Origin of the sequence: Streptomyces sp. NPDC049813, from assembly GCF_044465085.1 — a bacterium.
GTDB lineage: Bacteria > Actinomycetota > Actinomycetes > Streptomycetales > Streptomycetaceae > Streptomyces.
In genome coordinates this window covers 113,333-136,240 of record NZ_JBITLI010000011.1, presented here as the reverse complement: position 1 = coordinate 136,240, position 22,908 = coordinate 113,333, and the positions used below count along the sequence as shown (strand labels likewise).

Genomic DNA, 22,908 nt, shown 5'->3' with positions numbered 1-22,908 from the left:
CGTGAGCACGCGGGAACGGAAAACGGGAGCGGGACGGGGTGACGGCGGTGTCGGTGACGGTGGACGACGGATTCATCCCGCAGTGGTGCGTGAGCAGCCTGTGGTCCGGGCTGACCGCGGCGGGGCTGCTGCCCGGGGTCGGGGGCCTGGGCACGGAGACGGGGGTTCCGGGGGACGCGGGCGCGGCGCGGGACACGGGCGCGGGCTCCGCGACCGGCCCGGGCTCCGTGACGACGACGAGGGTGCCGGCCGTGACCGACGCGCCCCAGGTCAGAACCCGGCGGCTGCCGGCGGCGTGAGCGGGTCGAGCGGGTCGGGCCGCTCCGGGCGGTCCCGCCGGTTCAGGCGGTCCGGGCAGTCGGGCTGCTCGGGCCGCGCCGGGCGGTCCCGCGCGGTGAGCCGGTCCAGGCGCCCGGCGCTGTCCTGCCGGTCGAGCCGGTCCAGGCTGTCCCGCATGGCCGACCGGTCCAAGCGCCCGGCGCTGTCCTGCCGGTCGAGCCGGTCCAGGCTGTCCCGCATGACCGGCCGGTCCAAGCGCCCGACGCTGTCCTGCCGGTCGAGCCGGTCCAGGCGGCCGCGTAGTTCCCGCTGCTCCTGGGTGAGCCGCTCCACCTCGCCGCGCAGCCGGCCGATCTCCTCCCGCAGCAGCCGCACCTCCCCACCCCCGTCCCGGGTCCCGGGCCCGGCACCGGCACCGGCACCCGCGCCGGACCCGGCGGGCTCCTGGCGGCCCAGGATCGCCTCGCGGGCGCGGCGCAGGGCGGGGCCGGGGCCGATGCCCAGGTCCTGGGCGAGCCGGTGCTCCGCGCGCTCGTACGTGGCCAGGGCCTCGGCCTGCCGCCCGCACCGGTACAGGGCGGTGACCAGCAACTCGTAGAACCGCTCCCGCAGGGGATGCGCGGCGGTCAGTTCGGCGAGTTCGGCGGCGATCCGGCGGTCCTCGCCCACGCTCAGGCACGCCTCGTACAGCGCCTCCAGCGCGCCGAGCCGGCCCTCCTCCAGCAGCGCGGCCTCGGCCGTGCACAGGGCGCCGCGCCCGGCGCCCTCCAGTGCGGCGCCGCGCCACAGGGCCAGGGCGCGACGCAGCACGTCGGCCGAGCGGGCCGGTTCGGCGGGGCCCAGGGCCCGCCCCTCGGCGGCCAGCTCCGCGAAGCGGCGGGCGTCCGTGCCGGCCCGGCCCAGGTGCAGGGCGTACCCGGTGGGCCGGGTCACGAGCCATTCGTGGTGCGCCTCGCCCGAGCCGGGCGCGGGGACCGGGAGCAGCCGGCGCAGCCGGGCGACATGGGCCTGGAGGGCGTTGGCGGCGTTGGCCGGGGGGTGCTCGCCCCACAGCTCGTCGACGAGGCGGTCCTGGGGCACGACGTGGCCCGCGCGCACCACGAGCGCGCCGAACAGGGCCCGCTGCTTGGCGCCCGTGGGGACGATGCGCAGATCGGCGGCGGCGTCGTAGATCTGCATCGGCCCCAGAATCCGGAACTCCATCTCGTCCTCGCCCCAGAGAAATTCGAAGATCTCGCGAATGTTAGTCGCCGCCCGCGAGGACTCCGCAATTCCCGAGCCGGCCCCCTCGTTCTCTCCAGCCGCGCTCCAGGGAAATACGGGCCGGGTGCGCGGGCCCCGAAGTCGTCGCGGGAGAACACTGGAGCCCCACTAGAACGCGGGTCGCATTTCCCTTAATGGAGCCAATAGTCCCTCTCGCAACCATCTCACCAGGGTGACATCACCGCGAAAGACAAGACAGTATCTGAACGCTCGACACCGCTCTGAACCGATGGCCTGAAAGAAACGGTACGGAGGAAACAATGATCATAAAACTGCTGGGTGCGCTGCATGCGGAAGTGAACGGAATCTCGATCGTTCCGACCGCGGGCAAGCCCCGCCAGATCCTCGCCCTGCTCTCCCTGTACCCGGGCCGGGTCGTCCCGGTACCGACGCTGATGGAAGAGGTCTGGGGCACCAATCTGCCGCAGAGTTCGCTGACCACCCTGCAGACCTACATCCTCCAACTGCGCCGCATGCTCGGCACCGCGATGGGCCCGGACGTCCCCGGCGCGGCCAAGGACGTGCTCGCCACCCGGTACGGCGGCTACCTCCTGCAGATCCCGGCCGAGGCCGTCGACGTGTTCCGCTACGAGCGGCTGGTGGCCGACGGGCGGCAGGCCTTCGAGGACGGCGAGGACCTGCGCGCGGCGTCGCTGCTGCGCGAGGCGCTCGACCTGTGGGAGGGCCCCGCCCTGGTGGACGTGCGGGTCGGGCCGATCCTGGACATCGAGGTGATGCGCCTGGAGCAGAGCCGGCTGGTCGCCCGGGAGCGCCGGATCGACGCGGACCTGCGCCTGGGCCGGCACGTCGAACTCATCGCGGAACTGACCGATCTGGTCGCCCGTCACCCGCAGCACGAGGGGCTGCACTCGCAGGCCATGGTCGCGCTCTACCGCTCGGGCCGGCAGGCGGGCGCCCTGGACGTCTACCGCCGGCTGCGCCAGCGCCTCATCGACGACCTCGGGGTCGAGCCGTCCCCGCAGCTCCAGCGCATGCACCAGGCGATGCTCGCCGTCGACCCGCGCCTGGACGTCACCGCGGGCCCGCGCCGGTCCTCGACCTTCGACCTGTACGCGGCATAAGAGCCGGCCGGGTCCTGAGGACTGAGCGGGACGGGGCTGTCCTGAGGATCCTGCCGTGGTCATGGGCGCCGGGCGCGGGCCCGGAGTCCGGGTCGAGCGGCGCACGAGCGGCGGCGGTCAGGCTCCGGGGAGCAGACGCGCATGCCAGGTGCGCCGCCGGGTCCCGCGGGGCCGCGGGCCGGTGCCCGGCGTGCCGCACCACCTACAGGAGGGTGTCGGATGGCTTCCCGGACGGAGGTCGTGAGCGCGGGGCCGGGGCGGATCACGCTGCACTGCCTGGCGCACGCGGGGGCGGGCGTCACGAGCTACCGGCGCTGGCCCGATCTGGTGGACCCGCGCGTCGACGTGCTCGCCCACCCGCTGCCGGGCCGGGACAGCCGGCGGCGCGAACCCCGGGTCACCGACCGCGAGCAGCTGCTCGCCGATCTGCTCCCGAAGCTGCTGGCCACCGCGGACCAGGGCCCGTACGCCCTGTACGGGCACAGCCTGGGCGCGCTCGTCGCCTATACGCTCACCCGCGCGCTGGCCGCCGCGGGCGCGCCGGCCCCGCTCTTCCTCGCGGTCGGCGCCTGCCTGCCGCCGCACGTGGCGACCGAGCTGGTCGCGGCCGCGGAGCTGCCCGAGGAGGAGCTGCTGCCCTACCTGGACCAGCTGGGTTCGGTGCCGCGCGGGCAGAGCGCCTCCCCCGGCGGACTGTGGCGGCGCAGCGTCCTGCCGGTGCTCCGGGACGACCTGCGGCTGGCCGCCTCCTTGCGCGCCGCCGCCCTCGACCCCGCGCTCGGCGGCCCGGTGCGCTGCCCGGTCCTGGTCTTCGGGGGCCGCGACGACCCGCTGGCCGCGCCGGAGGCGCTGCGGCACTGGCAGCAGTGGGCCGCGGGCCCGATCGTGCGGCACACCGTCGCCGGGGACCATTTCTTCGCGGGCTCGCGCGAACTGCCCGCCCTGGTCGGGCGCGCCTGCGTGGAGCACGCGGTGGCCGGGCCGGCGAGGAGCGCCCGGTGAAGCGCGTACTGATCACCGGCGTGGGCGTCGTGGCGCCCGGCGCCGTGGGCACCACCGCCTTCTGGGAGCTGCTGACGGCGGGCCGCACCGCGACGCGCCGCATCACCCTCTTCGACGCGACCCACCACCGCTCCCGGATCGCCGCCGAGGTCGACTTCGATCCGGCGGCGCACGGCTTCACCGCCGACGACACCGAACGCCTCGACAGGGCCGCCCAGTTCGCCCTGGTCGGCGCGCGCGAGGCGATCGCCGACAGCGGGTTCGCCGGCGCCGTCGATCCGCTGCGCCTGGGGGTGAGCCTGGGGACCGCGGTCGGCTGCACCACCAACCTGGCCACCCAGTACGCGCTGCTCAGCGACTGCGGCAAGGACTGGGCGGTGGACCACGCCCTCGCGTCCGCGTCCCTCTACGACTACCTGGTGCCCAGCTCGCTGGCGGCGACGGTGGCCCGGGACTGCGGCGCGCAGGGGTCGGTCGCGCTGGTCTCCAGCGGCTGCACGTCCGGCCTGGACGCCATCGGGCACGGCGCGGAGTTACTGCGGGAGGGCGGCGCCGACATCGTCGTCGCCGGGGCGACGGAGGCCCCGATCTCCCCGATCACCATGGCGAGCTTCGACCGGCTGCGCATCACCAGCCCCCGCAACGACGAACCGGGCACCGCCTCGCGCCCCTTCGACCGCACCCGCGACGGGTTCGTGCTCGGCGAGGGCGCGGCCTTCGTGGTCCTGGAGAAGTTCGAGCACGCGCGCCGCCGCGGCGCCCGCGCCTACGCGGAGCTCGCCGGTTTCGCCGGGCACAGCAGCGCCCACCACATGACGGGGCTGCGCCCGGGCGGCCCGGAGATGGCGCACGCGATCCGCGTCGCGCTGGACGCCGCCCGGCTGAACCCGGTCGACGTCGACTACATCAGCGCGCACGGCGCCGGGACCCGGCAGAACGACCGGCACGAGACCCACGCGTTCAAGGCGGGCCTGGGCGAGCACGCCCGCCGCGTCCCGATCAGCTCCATCAAGTCGATGATCGGGCACGCCCTGGGCGCGGCCGGGGCGCTGGACGTGGTGGCCGGGGCGCTGGCGATCCAGCACGACACGATCCCGCCGACCGCCAATCTGCACCAGCCCGACCCGACCTGCGACCTCGACTACACGCCGCTGTTCGCGCGCCCGCACCGCACCGGCACGGTCCTCACCGTCGCCAGCGGGTTCGGCGGCTTCCACAGCGCGACCGTGCTGGCCCGGCCCCGGCTGAAGGAGGCCGCGTGAGCCCCGCGGGCACCCCGGCGGGCCCGCGCCGCTCCGTCGTCACCGGCATCGGGGTCGCCGCGCCCAACGGGCTGGGCGCCGCGGCCTGGTGGCGGGCGACGCTGGCGGGCCGCGGCGGTCTCGGCCCGCTGACCCGGTTCGACGCGTCCGGCTATCCGGTGCGGATCGCGGGCGAGCTGCCCGGTTTTGTCGACGAGGAGCACGTGCCGAGCCGGCTGCTGCCCGCCACGGACCGGGTCGCGCGCATCGCGCTGGCCGTGGCGAAGGAGGCGCTGGGCGACTCGGGGGCCGATCCGGGCGCGCTGGCCGAGTACGGCGCCGGGGTGGTCACCGCGAGTTCGGCGGGCGGCACGGAGTTCGGCCAGCGGGGGCTCGCGGCGCTGTGGGCCGAGGGCGCCCAGCGCGTCAGCACGTACCACCCGGTGGCCTGCTTCCACGCGGCGGGCACCGCGCAGATCTCCATCCGGCACGCGCTGCGCGGACCGGGCTCGGCCGTCGTCAGCGAGCAGGCGGGCGGCATCGACGCGCTGGCCCGCTCCCGGCGGTGGATCCGCGAGGGCGCGGAGCTCGTGGTGACCGGCGGGGTCGACTCGACGCTGTCGCCGTGGGCCTGGGCGGCCCATCTGGCCGACGGGCGCCTGAGCACGGTCGCCGACCCCGAGCGGGCCTACCTCCCCTTCGACCGCGACGCGTGCGGGCACGCGGTCGGTGAGGGCGGGGCGCTGCTGGTGGTGGAGGAGGAGGCGGCGGCCGCGCGCCGCGGGGCCGTCGGCTACGGCCGGGTCGCGGGCTGCGCGGCGACGTTCGACGGGGCGGGGGTGCCCCGGCTGCGGGAGGCGGCCGAACTCGCGCTCGCGGACGCCGGGTTGGGGGCGGACCGGATCGGTGCGGTGTTCGCGGACGGCGCCGGTCTGCGGGCGGCCGACGACGCGGAGGCCGCCGCGCTGTGTGCGCTGTTCGGCCCGTACGGGGTGCCGGTCACGGCGCCCAAGTCGATGACGGGACGGCTGGGCGCGGGCGGTTCGTCGCTGGATCTGGCCGCGGCGCTGTTCTCGCTGCGGGACCGGGTCGTGCCGCCCACCACCGGCACCCGGCGGCTCCCGGCGGAGTACCGCCTCGACCTCGTCACCGGCGCGCCGCGTGAACTGCCGGACCTGCGGGCGGTGTTGGTACTGGCGCGCGGCCGGGGCGGCTTCAACTCGGCGGCGGTGGTGACGGCGGTGCCGAAACCCGCGTGAGGGCCCGCGCGGCGGGGCCGGGTGGGGGCATGTCCGGGCGGGTTCACGGCCGGGCGGGGTCACGGCCGGGCGGGGGCCCTTACTGGGCGGAGGCCCTTACTGGGCGGAGGCCCTTACTGGTCGGGGTCCTTGCCGGTCATGGCCGGTCCTTCGGTCCGGTTCGGGACACGGCGCGGCCGGGGCCCCCAAGGACCCCGGCCGCGCCGTGCGAAACTTTCTGGCTCAGCGCGCCCGCCCGACGAGCTGCTCGCTGCCGGGCGCGGCCGCGGCGGGCGCCGCGGGCGTCAGAGCGTCCGGGCGGGCCATCAGGATGGAGCGCTGGAGGCGGCTGAGCGGCGCCGAGGGTTCCAGGCCCAGCTCGGAGACGAGGGTGGCGCGCAGCCGCTGGTAGACGCTGAGGGCCTCGCCGCGCCGCCCGGAGCGGTGCAGGGCCAGCATGAACTGGCCGTGCAGGCTCTCGTGCATCTGGTGCCGGCTGACGAGGACGGTCAACTCCGGCAGCAGCTCGCGGTGGCGGCCGAGGGAGAGGTCGGCGTCGATGCGCTGGGCGAGCGCGCACAGCCGGGACTCCTCCAGGCGCCGGATCTCCATGTCGATCTGGTTCCCGGCGCGGATGTCGGTGAGGGCGGCGCCCTTCCACAGGGAGAGGGCGTCCGCGAGCCGGCGGGCCGCGCCGCTGTAGTCCTCGGCGTCCATGGCCCGGTAGCCGATGCCGGCGCGCCGCTCGAACTCCCGGTAGTCGACCGGGCCGCCGCGGGTCTCCAGGCGGTACCCGGCGGGGACGGTGGCGAGGATGTCCTTGGCGGTGCACCGCTCGCTCTCACCGGCGGCCAGCGCGATGCCGATCAGCTCGCGCAGCTGCAGGATGTACGTCTGCAACGTGGTGCGGGCGCTGCGCGGCGGGTTCTCGCCCCACAGTTCGTCGACCAGCGCGGCCACCGGGACCACCTGGTCCGCGTGGAGGGCCAGCAGCCCCAGGACCTGCCGCGGCTTGGGAGCCGTCGGTACGACCGATATCCCGTTCTCGCGCACGGACAGCGCGCCCAGCACTTCGACGTCCACGTTCGCCCCCATCTGTGGTGCCGGGCCAGAGCCGGTCCGACCGTCCAATAAAAAAACAGCGCGGTCGGTTTGTCAATCCTCGACTGGGTCCATAGCGTTCCCGATGCCGCCCTTCAGCCACGGCGACCGTGGGTCCGGCGGGATGCCGGTGCCGCGCGAACCGGGCGCTCCGGCGGTGTTGAGCTGGGATTTGGCGCGAGGAGCCGCCAGCACGGACGGTCGGATCTCCGCCACCGCGGGCGGTCCGGCCCGCAGGAAAAATCAGCTGTCCCTGTCGCCAGGAAGGCGACGGTGACATGAATCCCGGGCAAAAACAGACCGCAGGGTCGGTACGGATGCGGCGACCGGTGCCCGGGGCCGACGGCCACGCGGAAACCGGGCTGCTGGGCACGCGGTACGGGGCCCGACACCGTGGAGCGGCGCGACGCGGTACGGGGCCGGACCCCGTGGAGCGGCGCGACGCCGCACAGGGCCCGCCACCGTGAGGCGGCCCGACACCGTGAGGCGGCCCGACACGGGGAGGCGGCCCGACACCGTGAGGCGGCCCGACACGGGGAGGCGGCCCGACACCGTGAGGCGGCCCGACACGGGGAGGCGGCCCGACACCGTCGCACAGATCGACGCCATGAAGTCGCCCGGCGCCGTAAGGCGGCCCGGCGCCGTAAGGCGGCCCGGCGCCGCTGGGCAGCCCGGGCCCACGAGAGGGCCTCCGTGCGCGGGGTGTCACCCCGGCCCCGCCGAGCGCCTGCCCCGGCGGAGCCGCTAGTGGGGGACGGTGCACCCCGCGGCCTCGAGCGCGGCGCCCTGCGCCGACTCCGCGAGGTTGGGCAGCAGGAGCAGCCAGAACTGGGTGAGCGTGGCGCGCGAGAGCCAGGACAGGTCCGTCGAGCCCAGCGCCTCGAAGCCCACGGTCGCGGCGACCACCGCCGCCGTGGCCGCGGCCGGGGTGACCCCGGCCCGCAGCTCCCCGCCCGCCGCCGCCCGGCGCAGCGCGTCCTGCACCCAGGCGTGCCACAGGGCCCGTACGTCCGTGTGCGAGGTCCGGGAGACGTCGCTGCTGAGGCCGAACCCGGCGCGCAGCACCGCGCCCTCGCGCAGCCGCCCGCCGACGACGTGCGTCACGTCGACGAGGTGCTGCAACTCCCCCGCCCCGGCCCGGGCCTCCCGCGCCCCGATCTCGCGCAGTTCCTGTGCGGCCGACTCCTCCACCGCGTCCGCGAGCGCCGCCTTGCTGGCGAAGTGGAAGTGCAGCGCCCCGCTGCTCACGCCCGCCCGCGTGCTGATCGCCGCGAGCGACGCGCCGGTGAACCCGTCCCGGACGAAGACCTCCGCCGCCGACCGGATCAGTGTCTCCCGGGTCCGTGCCGCACGTTCCTGCTTGACCATCAACTACTCCGTCACTGCGGTGGATTGCCGTGCTTGCGCGACGGCACGTCGGCGTGCTTGGTGCGCAGCATGGCGAGCGAGCGGCTGAGCACCTCACGGGTCTCGGCGGGGTCGATCACGTCGTCGACCAGGCCGCGCTCGGCCGCGTAGTAGGGGTGCATCAGCTCGGCCTTGTACTCCTTGACCATCTGCTCCCGCATCGCCTCCGGGTCGTCCGCGGCGGCGATCTGGCGGCGGAAGATGACGTTGGCGGCGCCCTCGGCGCCCATCACGGCGATCTCGTTCGTGGGCCAGGCGTAGGTGAGGTCGGCGCCGATGGACTGCGAGTCCATGACGATGTAGGCGCCGCCGTAGGCCTTGCGCAGGATGAGCGAGATGCGCGGCACGGTGGCGTTGCAGTAGGCGTAGAGCAGCTTGGCGCCGTGGCGGATGATGCCGCCGTGCTCCTGGTCGACGCCCGGCAGGAAGCCCGGCACGTCCAGGAGGGTGAGCAGCGGGATGTTGAAGGCGTCGCAGAGCTGCACGAAGCGCGCGGCCTTCTCGCTCGCCTCGATGTCCAGGACGCCGGCGAGCGCCTGCGGCTGGTTGGCGACGATGCCGACGACCTGGCCGTTGACCCGGGCCAGGGCGCAGATGATGTTGCGCGCCCAGCGCTCGTGGACCTCCAGGAACTCCCCGTCGTCGACCAGTTCCTCGATGACCTTGGTCATGTCGTACGGGCGGTTGCCGTCGGCCGGGACCAGGTCGAGCAGGACGTCGGAGCGCCGGGTCTGCGGGTCCGTGCACGGGACGCAGGGCGGGTACTCGCGGTTGTTCTGCGGGAGCATCGACAGGAGGTAGCGGACCTCGGCGAGGCAGGTCTCCTCGTCGTCGTAAGCGAAGTGCGCGACGCCGCTGGTCTCGGCGTGCACGTCCGCGCCGCCCAGCCCGTTCTGCGTGATCTCCTCACCCGTGACCGCCTTGACGACGTCCGGACCGGTGATGAACATCTGCGAGGTGTCACGGACCATGAACACGAAGTCGGTCAGCGCCGGGCTGTAGGCCGCGCCGCCCGCGCACGGGCCCAGCATCACGCTGATCTGCGGGATGACACCCGAGGCCTTCGTGTTGCGCTGGAAGATGCCGCCGTACCCGGCCAGCGCCGAGACACCCTCCTGGATGCGGGCGCCCGCACCGTCGTTCAGCGACACCAGCGGCGCACCCGCCGCGATGGCCATGTCCATGATCTTGTGGATCTTCGTCGCGTGAGCCTCGCCCAGCGCGCCGCCGAAGATCCGGAAGTCGTGCGCGTAGACGAAGACCGTCCGGCCCTCCACCGTGCCCCAGCCGGTGATCACACCGTCCGTGTACGGCTTCTTCGCCTCCAGACCGAACCCGGTCGCCCGGTGCCGGCGCAACTGCTCGACCTCCTTGAACGACCCCCCGTCCAGGAGCAGTTCGATGCGCTCGCGCGCCGTCAGCTTGCCTTTGGCGTGCTGGGCCTCGGTCGCCTTGTCGCTGGGTCCGCGCAGGGCCTCGCCCCGCACCATCTCCAGCTCCGCCGCCCTCTCCCGGGCTCCGGACGCGTCCATGCGGACCCGGGGCATGTCATTCACAACGGTCACGGCGTATCCCTCCCTCGGGTGCGGCGAAAACGATGTTGCCCCACAGTAACAAACCGCCTGGATGGTTTGTATACGCAGGTCACGCCGCACGCTTTGAATCAGCCACGGACGAACGATCTGTCGGGTCAACGCCAGTGGTAGGGGGACCGGTAGGTCCCGGCCGGGCGCTCCGGACTCCACTGCGGGACCTGCGGCCGTCCGCTGTCCTCGCCGTCGGCGGCACGCGCCGCCAGAGCGGAGAGGAGCACGACGGTGACCGCGGCCAGCTCCTCGCGGCTCGCGCTGCCGCGCTCCACCCGCAGGACCGACTCTGCGCTGCTCATATCCGGACTCCCTCCGCTTCTGCGACGTGCCGCCACCGTCCGGCACGGCACTTGAGAACCGCTCCGGAGGGGCTGGAGGAACCGTCCTGGCCGGCTCCGGCGCGACGGGCCCCGCGCGAGGGTGTCGCCCCGGGGGCCCGAGCCGGGCTCGACGCGGCCGCGAGCGGCGGTGGAGCGCGCCGGGCGCGGGAACCGGCCAGTTCTTACGGAGTCCGAGCTTCCGAATCCCGTGCATACGGAGGCTCGGATACCGCTAGAAACAAAACCGGTTGGTAGGTATCTTCGGCAGCAAGCCGATGCGAATACCCTGCATCCCGCTTTTCAATCCAGGGGGAACCATGTCTGTGCACACGGTCAGCGGCACGTCATCCGCCCACACGACGACGCACACAGCGCCCCACACGATGCGCGCCGCGTCGCCGGCCCAGCTCGGCGCCTTCCTGAACCTCCCACTGACGACGACCGTTCCCAAGGAGTTCGTCCACCGGGTCAGCGTCGCCGAGGTGTTCCTCACCGGCTGGGCCCGCCAGGAGGACGACCGGTTCCTGGTGACCGGCCAATGGCCGCGCGTGCACTCCTTCTTCACCCCGGTGGACGGCCGGCACGACCCCCTGCTCGCCGCCGAGACCCTGCGCCAGGCGGGGATGCTCGTCGCCCACGCCGAGTTCGGCATACCGCTCGGCCACCGGTTCCTGATGTGGGACCTCGCGCTCTCGGTCGACCCGGCGCAGCTGACGGTCGGCGCCGCACCGGCCACCATCGAGATCGAGGTCAGCTGCCGGGACGTCAAGCGCCGCCGGGACGTGGTGACCGGGTTCCGGTGCGACGTCGTCATCCGGCGCGACGGGCGGACGGCGGCCACCGGGAGCAGCTCCTTCACCTCCATGACCCCGTCGGTCTACGGGCGGTTGCGCGGCGAGCGCGAGCGGGACCCGCGGATCCTGCCGCTCACCGCCCCCACGGCGCCGCAGACGGTCGGCCGCACCTCGCCGATGGACGTCGTCCTCTCCCCCGTCGGGCGCCCGGACGTCTGGCAGCTGCGCGTGGACACCCGCCACCCCGTCCTCTTCGAGCACCCCGTCGACCACGTGCCGGGCATGGCCCTGCTGGAGGCCGCCCGGCAGGCCGCCTCCGCGCACCTGGGACGCTCCTGCCAGCTGCTCGCCATCACCAGCGAGTTCGAGAACTACGCCGAGCTCGACGCGCCCTGCCTGATCGGGATCGAGCCGGCCCCGGGCCCGGCCACCCCCGGCCAGGAGAGGCTGCTGGTCACCTGCCGCCAGAACGACCGCTCCGTCTTCCGCGCCACCGTGACGGTGGCCGGGCCGGAGTCCTGAGGCCCCCCCTGCCGGGGACGCGGACCGGCCGCCAAGTGCCGGACGCCGGGCCCGTCCGGCCAGGACCGGCCGCCAAATGCCGGGCGCCGGACCCGTCCGGCCAGGACACGCCGCCAAGTGCCGGCCGCCAGGTGCCGGGCGCCGATCCTGGCCGCCAGGCGCCGGACGCCGGGCCCGTCCGGCCAGGACCGGGCGCCAGGTGCCCATCCCGTGCCGCCAAGTGCCGGACGCCGGACCCGTCCGGCCAGGACCGGGCGCCGCGGGCCGGTCGCCGGGCCGCCCGGAGCGGCGGGAACCGGTCAGGCGGGGGGCGGCGCGCTCGCGTCCGCCGCGAACTCCGCGAGGTGGTCGCGCGCCCAGTCCGTGAAGGGGCGCGGCTCGTGCCCGGTCAGTTCCCGGACCGCCCCGCTCACCCCCGTCTTGGCTCCCGCCTGCTGGCGCCGCGCGCTCGCCAGCAGGGCCTCCGCGACGGCCGCCGGGTAGCGGCGCCGCCAGGCCGCGCCGGCCGCGTCCAGGGTCAGCTCCTCGTGGCGCAACGGGCGGCGGAGCAGCCGCCCGAGGTCGGCGGTCTGCTCGACCGCGGTGACCGCCCGCGGTCCGGACAGCACGTACGACCGCCCGGCATGCCCCTCCTGCGTCAGGAGCCGCACCACGCACGCGGCCACGTCCCGCGGGTCGACGCAGGAGTTGGCGGAGGTCCCGAAGAGGGTGCGCACCACCCCTTCCGCGCGCACGGACGGCGCCCACGACAGCGCGTGCGACATGAACGAGCGCGGCCGCACCAGCGTCCACGCCAGCCCCGAGTCGCGCAGCAAGGCTTCCGTGCCGCGCTGCCACGCGGTGACGGCGTCGGCGGCCCCCGCGTCCAGGACGGCCGCGGCGGAGAGCTTCACGATGCGGCGCACCCCGGCGGTCCGGGCCGCCGCCACGAAGTTCGCGTCGTCGTCCGAGCCCGGCCGGACGGTCACCAGGAACGCCACGCGCACGCCGGTCAGGGGCCCCGCCAGCGAGGCCGGGTCGCCGTAGTCCCCCGCCACCACCTCACCGCCCCCGGGCAGCGGGCCCATCCGGGCGGGGTCGCGGACGAGCACCCGGACCGCGGCTCCCCGCGGAAGCCGGGCGACCACTTCGCGGCCGATCGTGCCGGTGGCTCCGGTGACGAGGATCATGGCGCGCTCCTATGCGTCCTGCCCCTGACTCGGGGCGGGGCGCTGGCCGAACGGCCGCAGCGGGCCGTAGAGTATACGAACTGGACGGTTTTTTTATCGGGGTCGCGGGTAGCCGGGCCATACGAAAAAAGGGGGGCTGAACGTGCCGGAGCCGAAGCAGGAGCGCGCGGTCCGCACTCGCCAGGCCATCCTCACGGCGGCGGCCGAGGTCTTCGAGGAGCGCGGATTCCGGGCGGCGACGATCAACGAGATCCTCACGTCCGCCAAGGTCACCAAGGGTGCCCTGTATTTCCACTTCAGCTCCAAGGAGGAGCTGGCCCAGGGCGTACTGGGCGGCCAGGACCTGCAGTCGGACGTGCCCGTGCGGGCGTGCAAGACGCAGGAGCTGGTCGACACGACGATGCTGCACGCCTACCGGCTGCAGACCGACCCCATGGTCCGGGCCGGGGTCCGTCTGACGCTCGACCAGCGGGCCTCGAGCCTGGACCGCACCGGCCCCTTCCGGCGCTGGGGCGAGATCGCGGGCGACCTGCTCGGCAAGGCGCAGGCGCAGGGCGAGCTGCTGCCGCACGTCGTGCCGGCCGAGACCGCCGAGGTGATGGTGGGCGCCTTCGCCGGCGTGCAGGCCATGTCGCAGGCCGTCTGCGACTACCAGGACCTCCAGCAGCGCGTCTCCGCGCTGCTGCGCCACCTGCTGCCGAGCGTGGTGCTCTCCTCGGTCCTCACCTCGGTCGACCTGACGGACCGGCGGGGCGAGAGGGTCTTCCGTGAGAGCCGGCAGCACGACGCGGTCCCGGCGTCCGTCAGCTGACGGACGCCGCGTGGACGCCGGGCGAGCGGCGCGCCGGCCGGCCCCCGAAGTACGTGGCCAGCGCCGCCTCCAGCCCGCCGCCTCCCGGCCCCCACGCGATGTACCCGTCGGGCCGCACCAGCAGCGCGCTCGGCAGGTCGGGCACCTGGGTGTGCACGACGCGGCGCAGCACCCCGTCCCACTCCCGGGCGCGCTTGAGGTGGCGGCTGCCGGAGCGGGTGCACAGCAGCAGGAGCCGGCCGTCGCGCAGCAGCGTGATCACGTCGGTGGCGCCCTGCGCGGTGATCAGGGACCTGTTCTGCAGGAACCGCCCCTCCCACGGTGAGGGCCGCCCGGTGCGGGCGGGCAGCACCGTGTCCTGGGCGCTGACCATCGCGCCGAGCAGCCCGCTCTCCGGGCTGCCGGGCAGCAGCTGGGCGAACAGGCGGCGCAGCGGGTCGAGTTCGGGCCCGGGCCGCATCAGGGTGAGCTGGGCGCGGGTGTTGTCGATGACGCCCCGGGCGGCGGGCCTGCGCTCCTGGTCGTAGGTGTCGAGCAGGTCGTCCCCGGCGCCGCCGCGGGCCACGAGCCCGAGCTTCCAGCCGAGGTTGAGGGCGTCCAGCAGGCCGGTGCTCAGGCCCTGGCCGCCGATCGGGAAGTGCACGTGGGCGGCGTCGCCGACCAGGAAGACGCGGCCCGAGCGGTAGGAGCGGGCCAGCCGGGAGAAGTCGCTGAAGCGGTCCAGCCAGCGCGGGGCGTCCATGGCGATGTCGCGCCCGGCGATCCAGGCCACCTCGCGGCGCAGCTCGGCCAGGGTCAGCGGGGTCCGCCGGTCGCCGTGCGGGCTCTCGCAGTTGAGGGTGCGCAGGTGGACGCCGCCGTCCGGGTCGGGCTTGAGCACGATCCAGCCGCGCGGGGTGCGGGTCCACCCCGCCTCCAGGGCGTCCGGACGTTCGAGCCGGACGTAGCCGGCCATCGCCGAGACGGTCGCCGGGTAGGTCCGGGAGGCGATGCCCGCCAGCTCCCGGACGGTGCTGCGGGCGCCGTCGGCGCCCACGAGGTAGTCGGCCTCGCAGTCGAAGGGGCCCGCAGGACCCTCGACGGTGACCCGCACCCGGGCGGGCCCGGTGCGCAGCCGCGTCATCCGGTGGCCGCGCAGCACCTCGGCCCCCGCGGCCCGCGCCCGCTGCTCGAAGACCCGCTCCAGTTCGGCCTGCGCGCACTTCAGGATCGGTTCGGGTTCGGTCGCGGGCGCGGTGATGGAAAGGCCCGGGATCCCGGCGAAGTGGAAGGGGGCCCGGGCCGTCGCGTGCTGGGCCGCCGGCTCGAAGGCCCGCTGGTCGAGATGGCCGCGCCGGACGAGCGACTGCACCGTCCTGGCGTGCAGCGTCGTCGCCTTGGGCCGCTGCTCCACGTCGGTGCGCGCCTCGACGAGCAGCGTGGCGACCCCCTGTTGTGCCAGGTCCGCCGCGAGCAGCAGTCCGACGGGCCCCCCGCCCACGATCACTACCTGCGCACGCCTCATCCAGGCCTCCCCCGACCTTGACCACAGCTTGGTAAGTCCCCTGCCACCTGCGGACCGTCCCCGGCGTGTCCGGCCTCGGGGCCGGCATGGGGTGGGGGGAGGGACGGTTCCGTGCAGGACGTGCGGCCCGACGCGGAGCGACCGGTCCGGCCTGAAATATACCGGGTGCCCGGTTCTTTGCAAGGGTCGCACCGTTCCTTCACACGGATCTGCACCAACAGACTTCGTGCGTCCACCGAGTGGCTCTCGAGCGCCCTGTGCTTCAGTCGGCTGGCCCTGTCCGAAAACAGCCCACGCCGTTCCGGGGCCGTCACCGAGGAGACTCTCATGCCCACGCGACGAACCGTGATCAGAACAGCCATCGCGGCAGCCGGCAGCAGCGCGTTCACCGCGGGAGCCCTCACGCCGGTGCTGCTGCGCCGCTCGGAACCGGCCACCGCCCAGGCGCTCGTCAGCACGGCCACCGCGGCCAAGTTCACCACGCCGATGCCGATCCCGCCGGTCCTCAGCCCGTACTCCACGGCCGGCGGGATCGACAAGTACCGCATCACGACCAAGGCCGCGCAGGCGGAGATCGTGCCCGGTCTGATGTCCGACGTGCTCACTTACGGCGGTCACTTCCCCGGCCCCGTCATCAAGGCCCGCTCCAACCGGCCGGTGCACGTGACGCACATCAACAAGAGCTCCATGGCCACCTCGGCCCACCTGCACGGCGCCTCGGTCACCCAGGCCAACGACGGCTCCCCGATGGACCCCGTCGAGCCCGGCACGTCGCGCACGTACAAGTACCCCAACAAGCAGTCGCACGCCTCGCTGTGGTTCCACGACCACGTGCACCACATGGAGTCCGAGCACGTCTACCGCGGCCTGTCGGGGCACTACCTGCTCACCGACGACGTCGAGCAGGCGCTGCCCCTGCCCAAGGGCGCGTACGACATACCCATATCGCTGCGCGACGCCGACATCGACGCGACCGGGCAGCTGATCTACACCATGCTCGACTTCCCGCACCGCACCACCCTGCTCGCCAACGGCAGGGCGTACCCGTACGTCCAGGTCGCGGCCCGCAAGTACCGCTTCCGGCTGCTGAACAGCTCCAACCTGCGCTTCCTGACGCTGCGGCTGGCCGACGGCGGGGAGATCGTGCAGATCGGCTCCGACGGCGGCCTGCTCCCCAAGCCCTTCCCGACCGACACCGTCTCGCTCTCCCCCGCCGAACGCGCCGACATCGTCATCGACTTCTCCCGCTACCCGGTCGGCACCCAGCTGGTCCTGGAGAACACCCTGCTCAACGGCGGCCCGGCCGACGGGCTCGGGCAGGTGCTGCGCTTCGACGTCGTGCGCACCGCAAGCGACCCCAGCTCCGTGCCCGCGACCCTGCGCACCCTGCCGCCGCTGCCCCAGCCCACCGCGGAGCGCACCGTGGTCCTGGAGCTGGAGGAGACCGGGCTGCCGGACGCCAAGGGGACGATCAACGGCAAGGTCTACGACCCCGACCGGATCGACACCCTGATCCGCCACGGCGCCAGCGAGGTCTGGACGGTCACCAACCCCAACCGGTTCTCGCCGCACAACCTCCACCTGCACCTCGTCCAGTTCCGTGTCCTGGAACGCGACGGGCAGCCGCCGAGCCCCGCGGAGTCGGGGCTGAAGGACACCGTCGCCGTGCTGCCGGGCGAGACGGTGAAGATCCAGGCCACGTTCGACACGTACAAGGGCGTGTACCTCTACCACTGCCATCTGCTCGACCACTCGGCGATGGGGATGATGGCCCAGTACAAGGTGGCCTGAGAGGCCGTGTCGCACCCCGCCCGCGAGCCGGCCGGGAGCGTTCCTGTCCTGGGACCCGAGCGACTCTCGAGCACGCTGCCGGACCGTGGCGGCCAGTGAGCTACCCAGGAGGGTCACGGTGATGGCGGTGCGACGCGTGCAGCTCTACGACACCACTTTGCGGGACGGCACCCAGCAGGAGGGCATGGTGCTGACGGTGCAGGACAAACTCGCCGTCGCGCGCCGGCTCGACGCCCTCGGCGTCGCCTTCATCGAGGGCGGCTGGCCGGGCGCCGTCCCCAAGGACACCGAGTTCTTCCAGCGCGCCCGTACCGAACTGGAGCTGGAGAACGCCCAGTTGGCGGCCTTCGGCGCGACCCGCAGGCCCGGCGGCGTGGCCGCCACCGACCCCCAGCTCCAGGCCCTGCTCGCGTCGGGCGCGCCGGTGATCACCGTCGTCGCCAAGACCGACGTCCGGCACGTGGAGCGGGCGCTGCGCACCTCGCTCGCCGAGAACCTGGCCATGATCTCCAGCACGGTGCGCCACCTCGTGCACGCGGGCCGGCGCGTGTTCGTCGACGCCGAGCACTACTTCGACGGCCACCGGGTCAACCGCGCCTACGCCCACGAATGCGTGCGCGCCGCGGCCGAGGCGGGCGCCGACGCCGTCGTGCTGTGCGACACCAACGGCGGCTCGCTCCCCGACCAGGTGCACGCGGTCGTCGCCGACACCCTCGCGCAGACCGGCGCCCCGCTCGGCATCCACTGCCACGACGACACCGGCTGCGCCGTCGCCAACAGCCTCGCCGCCGTCGACGCGGGCGCCGTGCACGTCCAGGGCACCGCCCACGGCTACGGGGAGCGGTGCGGCAACGCCAACCTGTTCACCCTCGCCGCCGACCTCGTCCTCAAGCGGGACGTCACGGTGCTGCCCGTCCCGCGGCTTGCCGGGATGGCCGACACGGCCCGCGCCATCAGCGAGCTGACCGGCCACCCCGTGCGCCGCGCCGACCCCTACGTCGGCACCTCCGCCTTCACCCACAAGGCGGGCCTGCACGCCTCCGCGCTGCGGGTGGACCCCGATCTGTACCAGCACATCGACCCGGCCGTCGTCGGCAACCGGATGCGCACCCTCGTCTCCGACATGGGCGGCCGTTCCTCCGTGGAGCTCAAGGCCCGCGAGCTCGGCTACACGGTGGCGGCCGGTTCGGAGTCCGTGGCCCGCGCCTCGGCGCGCGTCAAGGAACTGGAGAACAAGGGCTACAGCTTCGAGTCCGCCGACGCCTCCTTCGAACTGCTCCTGCGCGACGTGCTGTTCGGGGACGGCGCCGACCGGCAGCCGTTCACCGTCGAGTCCTGGCGCGTCACCGTCGAGCAGTGCTCGGGGGACGCCGTCACCGAGGCCTGCGTGCGGCTGCGGGTGCCCGGCGGCGCGCCGGTGGTCGCCGTCGGCGAGGGCAGCGGCCCGGTCAACGCCCTGGACCGGGCGCTGCACCAGGCCCTCGACACCCTCTTCCCGGCGCTGGCCGGACTGGAGCTGACGGACTACCAGGTCCGCATCCCCACCGGCGAGCGGGGCAGCGGCGCCCCCGCCCGGGTGCTGGCCACCTTCGTCGACGGCCGGCGGCGCTGGAGCACCGTCGGCGTCGACGAGAACCTGACCACCGCCTCCTGGCACGCGCTGCTCGACGCGTTCCGCTACACCCTGCGCGACAGCACGGGACCGGTCCTCTCCCCCGCCCAGGACCGCCGCGCCGAGCCCGCGCTCTTCCCCTCCGGCGGCTGACGCACCGGCGCCGGTCCACAGGGAGCCTCGAACTCCGCTCGACGAGGGCTCGGCCGCGCCCCCGCCCCGCGACGGCGCACCGCATGATGCAACGACAACGCACCGGAAGGGCGGACGGGTTGAGCGGGCAGAGACCGGACATGGGCCAGGCGGACGGCGCGGGCCACGCCGTGGTGATCGGCTCCGGCACCGCCGGGCTCACCGCGGCCCGGGCCCTGTCCCGCTCCCTGGACCGGGTCACCGTGATCGAGCGCGGCCGGCTGCCCCGCGGCACCGAACGCCGCCGCGACGTCCCCCAGGCCCGGCACACCCACACCCTCATGCCGGCCGCCGAGGCGGGCCTGGAGCGCCTCTTCCCCGGCATCGGCCGCGAGCTGACCGCCGCGGGCGCCGTCCGGGTGCGGATGGCCGCGGACATGCTGGTCCTCGGCCCCGCGGGCTGGCTGCCGCGCCAGGACGCGGGCACGTCGCTGCTGAGCGCCGGCCGCGACCTGATCGACGCGGCGCTGCGCGACCGGCTGCGCGCCGACCCCAAGGTGACCTTCCTGCACGAGCACGAGGTGGTGGCGCTGCGGCCCGGCCGCCACTCCACGGTGACCGGGGTGTGGGCCCGCGCCCGCTCCCGGCGGGAGCCCGGCGGCCTCGGGCCCCGGCGGCTGCTGCCCGCGGAGTTCGTGGTGGACGCCTCGGGCGCCGCCTCCGCCGCCCCGCGCTGGCTGGCCGAACTCGGCTACGACGCACCCGGCGAGACGGTCGTGGAGTCCGGCGCCTCCTACGCCTCGACGCTCCTCGCCCCGCCCGTCGGCCACGTCGCGACCTGGAAGAGCCTGCTGTTCCTCGCGGCCCCGGACACCCCGCTCCAGGGCCAGCTGCACCCCGTCGAGGGCGGCCGCTGGTCGGTGTCGCTGCGCTGCGGCCCCGGCGCCCGCCTCCCCACCGACCACGAGGGTCTCGTCCGCGCCACGGCCGCGCTGCGCCACCCCCTGCTGCACGACGTGCTCGCCACCGCGACCCCGCTCGGCCCCGTCTACACCTGCACCCGCACGCAGAACCGCTGGCGCCACTACGAGCGGCTGCGGCGCTGGCCCGACCAGTTCCTGGTGCTCGGCGACGCGCTCGCCACCCTCGACCCGGCGCACGGGCAGGGCATGACGCTCGCCGTCGAGAGCGCGCTCGTCCTGGACCACCTGCTGGGCAGCCACGGCACCGTGGTGGGCCTCAGCTACCGGCTGCGCCGCGCCCTGGCCCACCAGGTGGGAGCCACCTGGCGGCTGAGCACCCGCAACGTCCGCCTGACGGCCGGGGACGACCCGGACGCGGGCGGCCCGCCGGGGCTGCGCACCCGGCTCGCCCGGCGCTCCGCCGCCCGCATCGAGGCCGCGGCCACCTCCGACGCGGACGCGGCGACGATGCTGCTCGACCAGTTGCAGGCGCTCGCGCCGCGCGGGCCGCTGGGGCCCCGGGCACTGTGGGCGGCGGCCCGCGCCCGGGTCCGTACGCCGGTCCCGCAGCCGGTGCCCGTCACGCCGCTCACCGCGCGGAGCCGGCCTCGCTACGCTGCCAATTCGCTTGAGAACCAGTGGAGTTGGAGAGGCAATTCCGCTTGAGTGGTGTTGTCCGGCCCGCTTCCGCGCCGATAGCGTGCGCGACATGAGCATCACCGACGAAGCGCCGCCCAGCGAGCGCAGCGCCCCTCCGCGCGGCGAACGCATGGCGGACTGGGCGGACGGACGACTCGGGATATACAAATGGGGAGGGCTGGTCCGCAAGGTATTTCCCGAGCACTGGTCCTTCATGTTCGGGGAGATCGCGCTCTACAGCCTCATCATTCTGATCCTCACCGGGGTCTATCTCACGCTGTTCTTCAATCCGAGCATGGGCGAGACCGTCTACCACGGTCCGTACGAGCCCCTGCAGGGCGTGCAGATGTCGGAGGCCTACGCCTCCACGGTCAAGATCAGCTTCGAGGTACGCGGCGGCCTGTTCATCCGCCAGCTGCACCACTGGTCCGCGCTGATCATGATCGCGGCGACGATGGCGCACACGCTGCGGCACCTGCTGACCGGCTCGTTCCGCAAGCCGCGCGAGCTGAACTGGCTGGTCGGCGTCGTGATGCTGCTCCTGCTGACCCTGGAGGGCTTCCTCGGCTACTCCCTCCCCGACGACCTGCTGTCGGGCACCGGTCTGCGGATCGCCGAGGGGGTCACGCTGGCCATCCCGGTCGTCGGCACGTACCTGACGATGTTCCTGTTCGGCGGCGAGTTCCCCGGCACGGACGTCATCCCCCGCTTCTACGGCCTGCACATCCTGCTGATCCCGGGCATCCTGGTGGCCCTCGTCACCGTCCACCTGATCCTGGTCTTCTACCACAAGCACACCCAGTTCCGCGGTCCCGGCCGGACCGAGAAGAACGTGGTCGGCGAGCCCTTCGTACCGAACTACATGGCCAAGGCGGGCGGGTTCTTCTTCCTGGTCAGCGGGGTGCTGGCGCTGCTGGCCGGCCTCGCCCAGATCAACCCGGTGTGGGTGTTCGGCCCCTACCGGCCCGACCAGATCTCCCAGGGTTCCCAGCCCGACTGGTACATGGGCTTCCTGGAAGGCGCCCTGCGGGCCTTCCCCGCCTGGGAGTTCACGATCAGCGGCCACACCGTGAACATGGGGGTCCTGATACCGGCCCTGGTGCTGCCCATGCTGCTGCTGGGCGTGGTCGCGATGTGGCCGTTCCTGGAGTCCTGGCTCACCGGGGACACCCGCGAGCACCACCTGCTGGACCGGCCGCGCGAGCAGGCCACGCGCACCGCGTTCGTCTGCTCCCTGGTCGCCTTCTACCTCGTGCTCTTCTTCGGCGGCGCCAACGACATCCTGGCCGAACGCTTCCACCTGTCGCTGAACACGATCACCTGGGTGATCCGGATCGGGATCTTCCTCGTCCCGGCGCTGACCTACGCGGTCACCAAGCGGATCTGCCTGGGCCTGCAGCGGCGCGACCGCGACAAGCTGCTGCACGGCCGCGAGACGGGACGCATCAAGCGGCTGCCGCACGGCGAGTTCGTCGAGGTGCACGAACGCCTGGACCGCAAGCGGGAGTACACGCTGCTGTCCCGCGAGAGCGCGCGGCCGCTGCCGGGGCCCGAGCCGGACCACGACGGGGTGCCCGACCCCAGCGGCCGCGGCGCGGTGCTGCGCCACCGGCTCAGCCGCTGGCTGCACGCCGACCAGATCGCCCTGCCCACCCCGGACGAGCTGCGCGCGGCGCAGGAGCACCTCGCCCACGGCACCGACGGGCACGGCGCCGGCCCGGCCCTGTCCACCAACGGCCACGGCCCGCACGCCGTCTCCGCCAACGGCAACGGCGCGCGTCCGGCCGTCCCCGCCCAGGGACAGGCGGACACCGGCGACGACGCGCCGGACACGGGGGCCCGCTCCGGGCGTCCGCGCGCGTGACGGCGCGCGGCGACGGCTGACGGCGGGCGCCGGGGCGGCGCGCCGACGGACGGCCGGGCGGGGCACTTCCGGCGGCCCCGCCCGGCCCCGCTTGTCTCCGGCTCCCCGGCCGCCCCCGCCCGGCCCCTGGTGACCACCCGCTGCGTCCCTGCTGTCTCCTCTGTCTCCCCTGTCCCACCCGAGCCGTCGAAGGGACTCCACATGCCCGAGCACCCACGGCACCGGGACACGGCGGACGACGACGGCGACGGCGGCGGCGGCGGCGTGCCGGCCATCACCGCCGCCCGGCCCGGCCTCACCCAGAACGTCCGCGGCCGCCAGCGCCGTTACGTACAGGCGATGCTGGTGCGCACCGTCTGCTTCGTCGTCATGGTCGCCGTCTGGGACCGGTGGCCCGTACTCGGGCTGTGCGCCCTCGCCGGCGGGATCGGCATCCCCTACGTCGCCGTCGTCGCCGCCCAGGCCGAGTGGCGCCAGGGCCGCGGCCCCCGGCCCGCCCTCGCGCCGCTCCCCGCCGCGCCCGCGGCCGGAGCGGCGCTGGAGCCGACGCTGATCCTGCCGCCCGAACAGCGCACCACACGCTGAA

Annotated in this window: 19 protein-coding genes; 12 read left to right on the top strand and 7 right to left on the bottom strand. The window is 74.3% G+C overall.

Annotated features, from left to right (window positions below):
• The first annotated feature begins 38 nt into the window (after nt 1–38).
• Complete coding sequence (locus tag ACIBW6_RS22650; RefSeq protein WP_399062319.1) at nt 39–299, top strand: hypothetical protein; 261 nt, start codon at nt 39–41, stop codon at nt 297–299.
• On the opposite strand, the gene ACIBW6_RS22645 is transcribed toward ACIBW6_RS22650, so the two are convergent.
• On the bottom strand, nt 271–1,458 hold the full coding sequence (locus ACIBW6_RS22645; protein ID WP_399062317.1) for a BTAD domain-containing putative transcriptional regulator: 1,188 nt from the start codon (nt 1,456–1,458) through the stop codon (nt 271–273). The two genes, ACIBW6_RS22650 and ACIBW6_RS22645, sit on opposite strands and share 29 nt — an antisense overlap.
• Nucleotides 1,459–1,802: 344 nt before the next feature.
• Between ACIBW6_RS22645 and ACIBW6_RS22640 the strand changes: the two genes are divergently transcribed.
• The 4 genes from ACIBW6_RS22640 to ACIBW6_RS22625 all read left to right on the top strand — a co-directional run bounded on the left by ACIBW6_RS22640 (nt 1,803) and on the right by ACIBW6_RS22625 (nt 6,126).
• Entirely contained in the window at nt 1,803–2,624 is an 822-nt protein-coding gene (locus ACIBW6_RS22640; RefSeq protein WP_399062315.1) for a BTAD domain-containing putative transcriptional regulator, read from the top strand.
• A 219-nt stretch (nt 2,625–2,843) separates the two neighbouring features.
• Nucleotides 2,844–3,626 carry a thioesterase II family protein gene (locus ACIBW6_RS22635; protein ID WP_399062313.1) on the top strand — a complete coding sequence of 261 codons (783 nt, stop codon included), beginning with the start codon at nt 2,844–2,846 and terminating at the stop codon, nt 3,624–3,626.
• A complete protein-coding gene (locus ACIBW6_RS22630; protein WP_399062310.1) occupies nt 3,623–4,888 on the top strand; it encodes a beta-ketoacyl-[acyl-carrier-protein] synthase family protein in 1,266 nt (421 codons plus the stop codon). Before ACIBW6_RS22635 ends, ACIBW6_RS22630 begins: the two co-directional genes overlap by 4 nt.
• Nucleotides 4,885–6,126, top strand: a complete 1,242-nt coding sequence (locus ACIBW6_RS22625) for a beta-ketoacyl synthase N-terminal-like domain-containing protein (RefSeq protein ID WP_399062307.1) — start codon at nt 4,885–4,887, stop codon at nt 6,124–6,126. The genes ACIBW6_RS22630 and ACIBW6_RS22625 overlap by 4 nt, the downstream gene beginning before the upstream one ends.
• A 222-nt stretch (nt 6,127–6,348) precedes the next feature.
• Here the strand turns inward: ACIBW6_RS22625 and ACIBW6_RS22620 are convergent, their stop codons facing one another.
• The 4 genes from ACIBW6_RS22620 to ACIBW6_RS22605 form a co-directional block, all read right to left on the bottom strand.
• Complete coding sequence (locus ACIBW6_RS22620; protein ID WP_399062306.1) at nt 6,349–7,188, bottom strand: BTAD domain-containing putative transcriptional regulator; 840 nt, start codon at nt 7,186–7,188, stop codon at nt 6,349–6,351.
• A 762-nt stretch (nt 7,189–7,950) separates the two neighbouring features.
• Nucleotides 7,951–8,574: a ScbR family autoregulator-binding transcription factor gene (locus ACIBW6_RS22615; protein WP_399062304.1), complete on the bottom strand. Its 624-nt coding sequence runs from the start codon at nt 8,572–8,574 to the stop codon at nt 7,951–7,953.
• Nucleotides 8,575–8,585: 11 nt separating this feature from the next.
• A complete protein-coding gene (locus ACIBW6_RS22610; protein ID WP_399062601.1) occupies nt 8,586–10,145 on the bottom strand; it encodes an acyl-CoA carboxylase subunit beta in 1,560 nt (519 codons plus the stop codon).
• 158 nt (nt 10,146–10,303) lie between these two features.
• The gene (locus ACIBW6_RS22605; RefSeq protein WP_399062302.1) at nt 10,304–10,501 is read right to left on the bottom strand and encodes an acyl-CoA carboxylase epsilon subunit; all 198 of its coding nucleotides are present in this window, start codon (nt 10,499–10,501) and stop codon (nt 10,304–10,306) included.
• A 338-nt stretch (nt 10,502–10,839) separates the two neighbouring features.
• Here ACIBW6_RS22605 and ACIBW6_RS22600 point away from each other — a divergent pair, with 338 nt between their 5' ends.
• Nucleotides 10,840–11,838, top strand: coding sequence for a ScbA/BarX family gamma-butyrolactone biosynthesis protein (locus ACIBW6_RS22600; RefSeq protein ID WP_399062300.1), 999 nt, complete (start codon nt 10,840–10,842; stop codon nt 11,836–11,838).
• A gap of 299 nt (nt 11,839–12,137) precedes the next feature.
• On the opposite strand, the gene ACIBW6_RS22595 is transcribed toward ACIBW6_RS22600, so the two are convergent.
• Nucleotides 12,138–13,007: an NAD(P)H-binding protein gene (locus ACIBW6_RS22595; protein ID WP_399062299.1), complete on the bottom strand. Its 870-nt coding sequence runs from the start codon at nt 13,005–13,007 to the stop codon at nt 12,138–12,140.
• A 142-nt stretch (nt 13,008–13,149) separates the two neighbouring features.
• On the opposite strand from ACIBW6_RS22595, the gene ACIBW6_RS22590 reads away from it, so the two are divergent.
• The gene (locus ACIBW6_RS22590) at nt 13,150–13,818 is read left to right on the top strand and encodes a ScbR family autoregulator-binding transcription factor (protein WP_399062298.1); all 669 of its coding nucleotides are present in this window, start codon (nt 13,150–13,152) and stop codon (nt 13,816–13,818) included.
• On the opposite strand, the gene ACIBW6_RS22585 is transcribed toward ACIBW6_RS22590, so the two are convergent.
• Complete coding sequence (locus ACIBW6_RS22585) at nt 13,811–15,322, bottom strand: FAD-dependent monooxygenase (protein ID WP_399062296.1); 1,512 nt, start codon at nt 15,320–15,322, stop codon at nt 13,811–13,813. The genes ACIBW6_RS22590 and ACIBW6_RS22585 overlap by 8 nt on opposite strands.
• A 327-nt stretch (nt 15,323–15,649) precedes the next feature.
• Here ACIBW6_RS22585 and ACIBW6_RS22580 point away from each other — a divergent pair, with 327 nt between their 5' ends.
• From ACIBW6_RS22580 to ACIBW6_RS22560, 5 genes are all read left to right on the top strand, one after another.
• Complete coding sequence (locus tag ACIBW6_RS22580; RefSeq protein WP_399062295.1) at nt 15,650–17,113, top strand: multicopper oxidase family protein; 1,464 nt, start codon at nt 15,650–15,652, stop codon at nt 17,111–17,113.
• 121 nt (nt 17,114–17,234) lie between these two features.
• Nucleotides 17,235–18,878, top strand: a complete 1,644-nt coding sequence (gene cimA, locus ACIBW6_RS22575; protein ID WP_399062293.1) for a citramalate synthase — start codon at nt 17,235–17,237, stop codon at nt 18,876–18,878.
• 140 nt (nt 18,879–19,018) lie between these two features.
• The gene (locus ACIBW6_RS22570; protein WP_399062291.1) at nt 19,019–20,485 is read left to right on the top strand and encodes an FAD-dependent oxidoreductase; all 1,467 of its coding nucleotides are present in this window, start codon (nt 19,019–19,021) and stop codon (nt 20,483–20,485) included.
• A 43-nt stretch (nt 20,486–20,528) separates the two neighbouring features.
• Nucleotides 20,529–22,322 carry a cytochrome bc complex cytochrome b subunit gene (locus ACIBW6_RS22565; protein ID WP_399062289.1) on the top strand — a complete coding sequence of 598 codons (1,794 nt, stop codon included), beginning with the start codon at nt 20,529–20,531 and terminating at the stop codon, nt 22,320–22,322.
• Between the two features lie 201 nt (nt 22,323–22,523).
• Nucleotides 22,524–22,907: a DUF3099 domain-containing protein gene (locus tag ACIBW6_RS22560; protein WP_399062288.1), complete on the top strand. Its 384-nt coding sequence runs from the start codon at nt 22,524–22,526 to the stop codon at nt 22,905–22,907.
• Nucleotide 22,908: the final 1 nt, after the last annotated feature.

Coding starts and splice junctions, on each gene's coding strand:
- ACIBW6_RS22610 (WP_399062601.1), bottom strand. CDS start 10,145: ATGGACGCGTCCGGAGCCCGGGAGAGGGCGGCGGAGCTGGAGATGGTG.
- ACIBW6_RS22570 (WP_399062291.1), top strand. CDS start 19,019: ATGGGCCAGGCGGACGGCGCGGGCCACGCCGTGGTGATCGGCTCCGGC.
- ACIBW6_RS22605 (WP_399062302.1), bottom strand. CDS start 10,501: ATGAGCAGCGCAGAGTCGGTCCTGCGGGTGGAGCGCGGCAGCGCGAGC.
- ACIBW6_RS22585 (WP_399062296.1), bottom strand. CDS start 15,322: ATGAGGCGTGCGCAGGTAGTGATCGTGGGCGGGGGGCCCGTCGGACTG.
- ACIBW6_RS22600 (WP_399062300.1), top strand. CDS start 10,840: ATGTCTGTGCACACGGTCAGCGGCACGTCATCCGCCCACACGACGACG.
- ACIBW6_RS22595 (WP_399062299.1), bottom strand. CDS start 13,007: ATGATCCTCGTCACCGGAGCCACCGGCACGATCGGCCGCGAAGTGGTC.
- ACIBW6_RS22640 (WP_399062315.1), top strand. CDS start 1,803: ATGATCATAAAACTGCTGGGTGCGCTGCATGCGGAAGTGAACGGAATC.
- ACIBW6_RS22560 (WP_399062288.1), top strand. CDS start 22,524: ATGCCCGAGCACCCACGGCACCGGGACACGGCGGACGACGACGGCGAC.
- ACIBW6_RS22615 (WP_399062304.1), bottom strand. CDS start 8,574: ATGGTCAAGCAGGAACGTGCGGCACGGACCCGGGAGACACTGATCCGG.
- ACIBW6_RS22580 (WP_399062295.1), top strand. CDS start 15,650: ATGCCCACGCGACGAACCGTGATCAGAACAGCCATCGCGGCAGCCGGC.
- cimA (WP_399062293.1), top strand. CDS start 17,235: ATGGCGGTGCGACGCGTGCAGCTCTACGACACCACTTTGCGGGACGGC.
- ACIBW6_RS22565 (WP_399062289.1), top strand. CDS start 20,529: ATGAGCATCACCGACGAAGCGCCGCCCAGCGAGCGCAGCGCCCCTCCG.
- ACIBW6_RS22645 (WP_399062317.1), bottom strand. CDS start 1,458: ATGCAGATCTACGACGCCGCCGCCGATCTGCGCATCGTCCCCACGGGC.
- ACIBW6_RS22635 (WP_399062313.1), top strand. CDS start 2,844: ATGGCTTCCCGGACGGAGGTCGTGAGCGCGGGGCCGGGGCGGATCACG.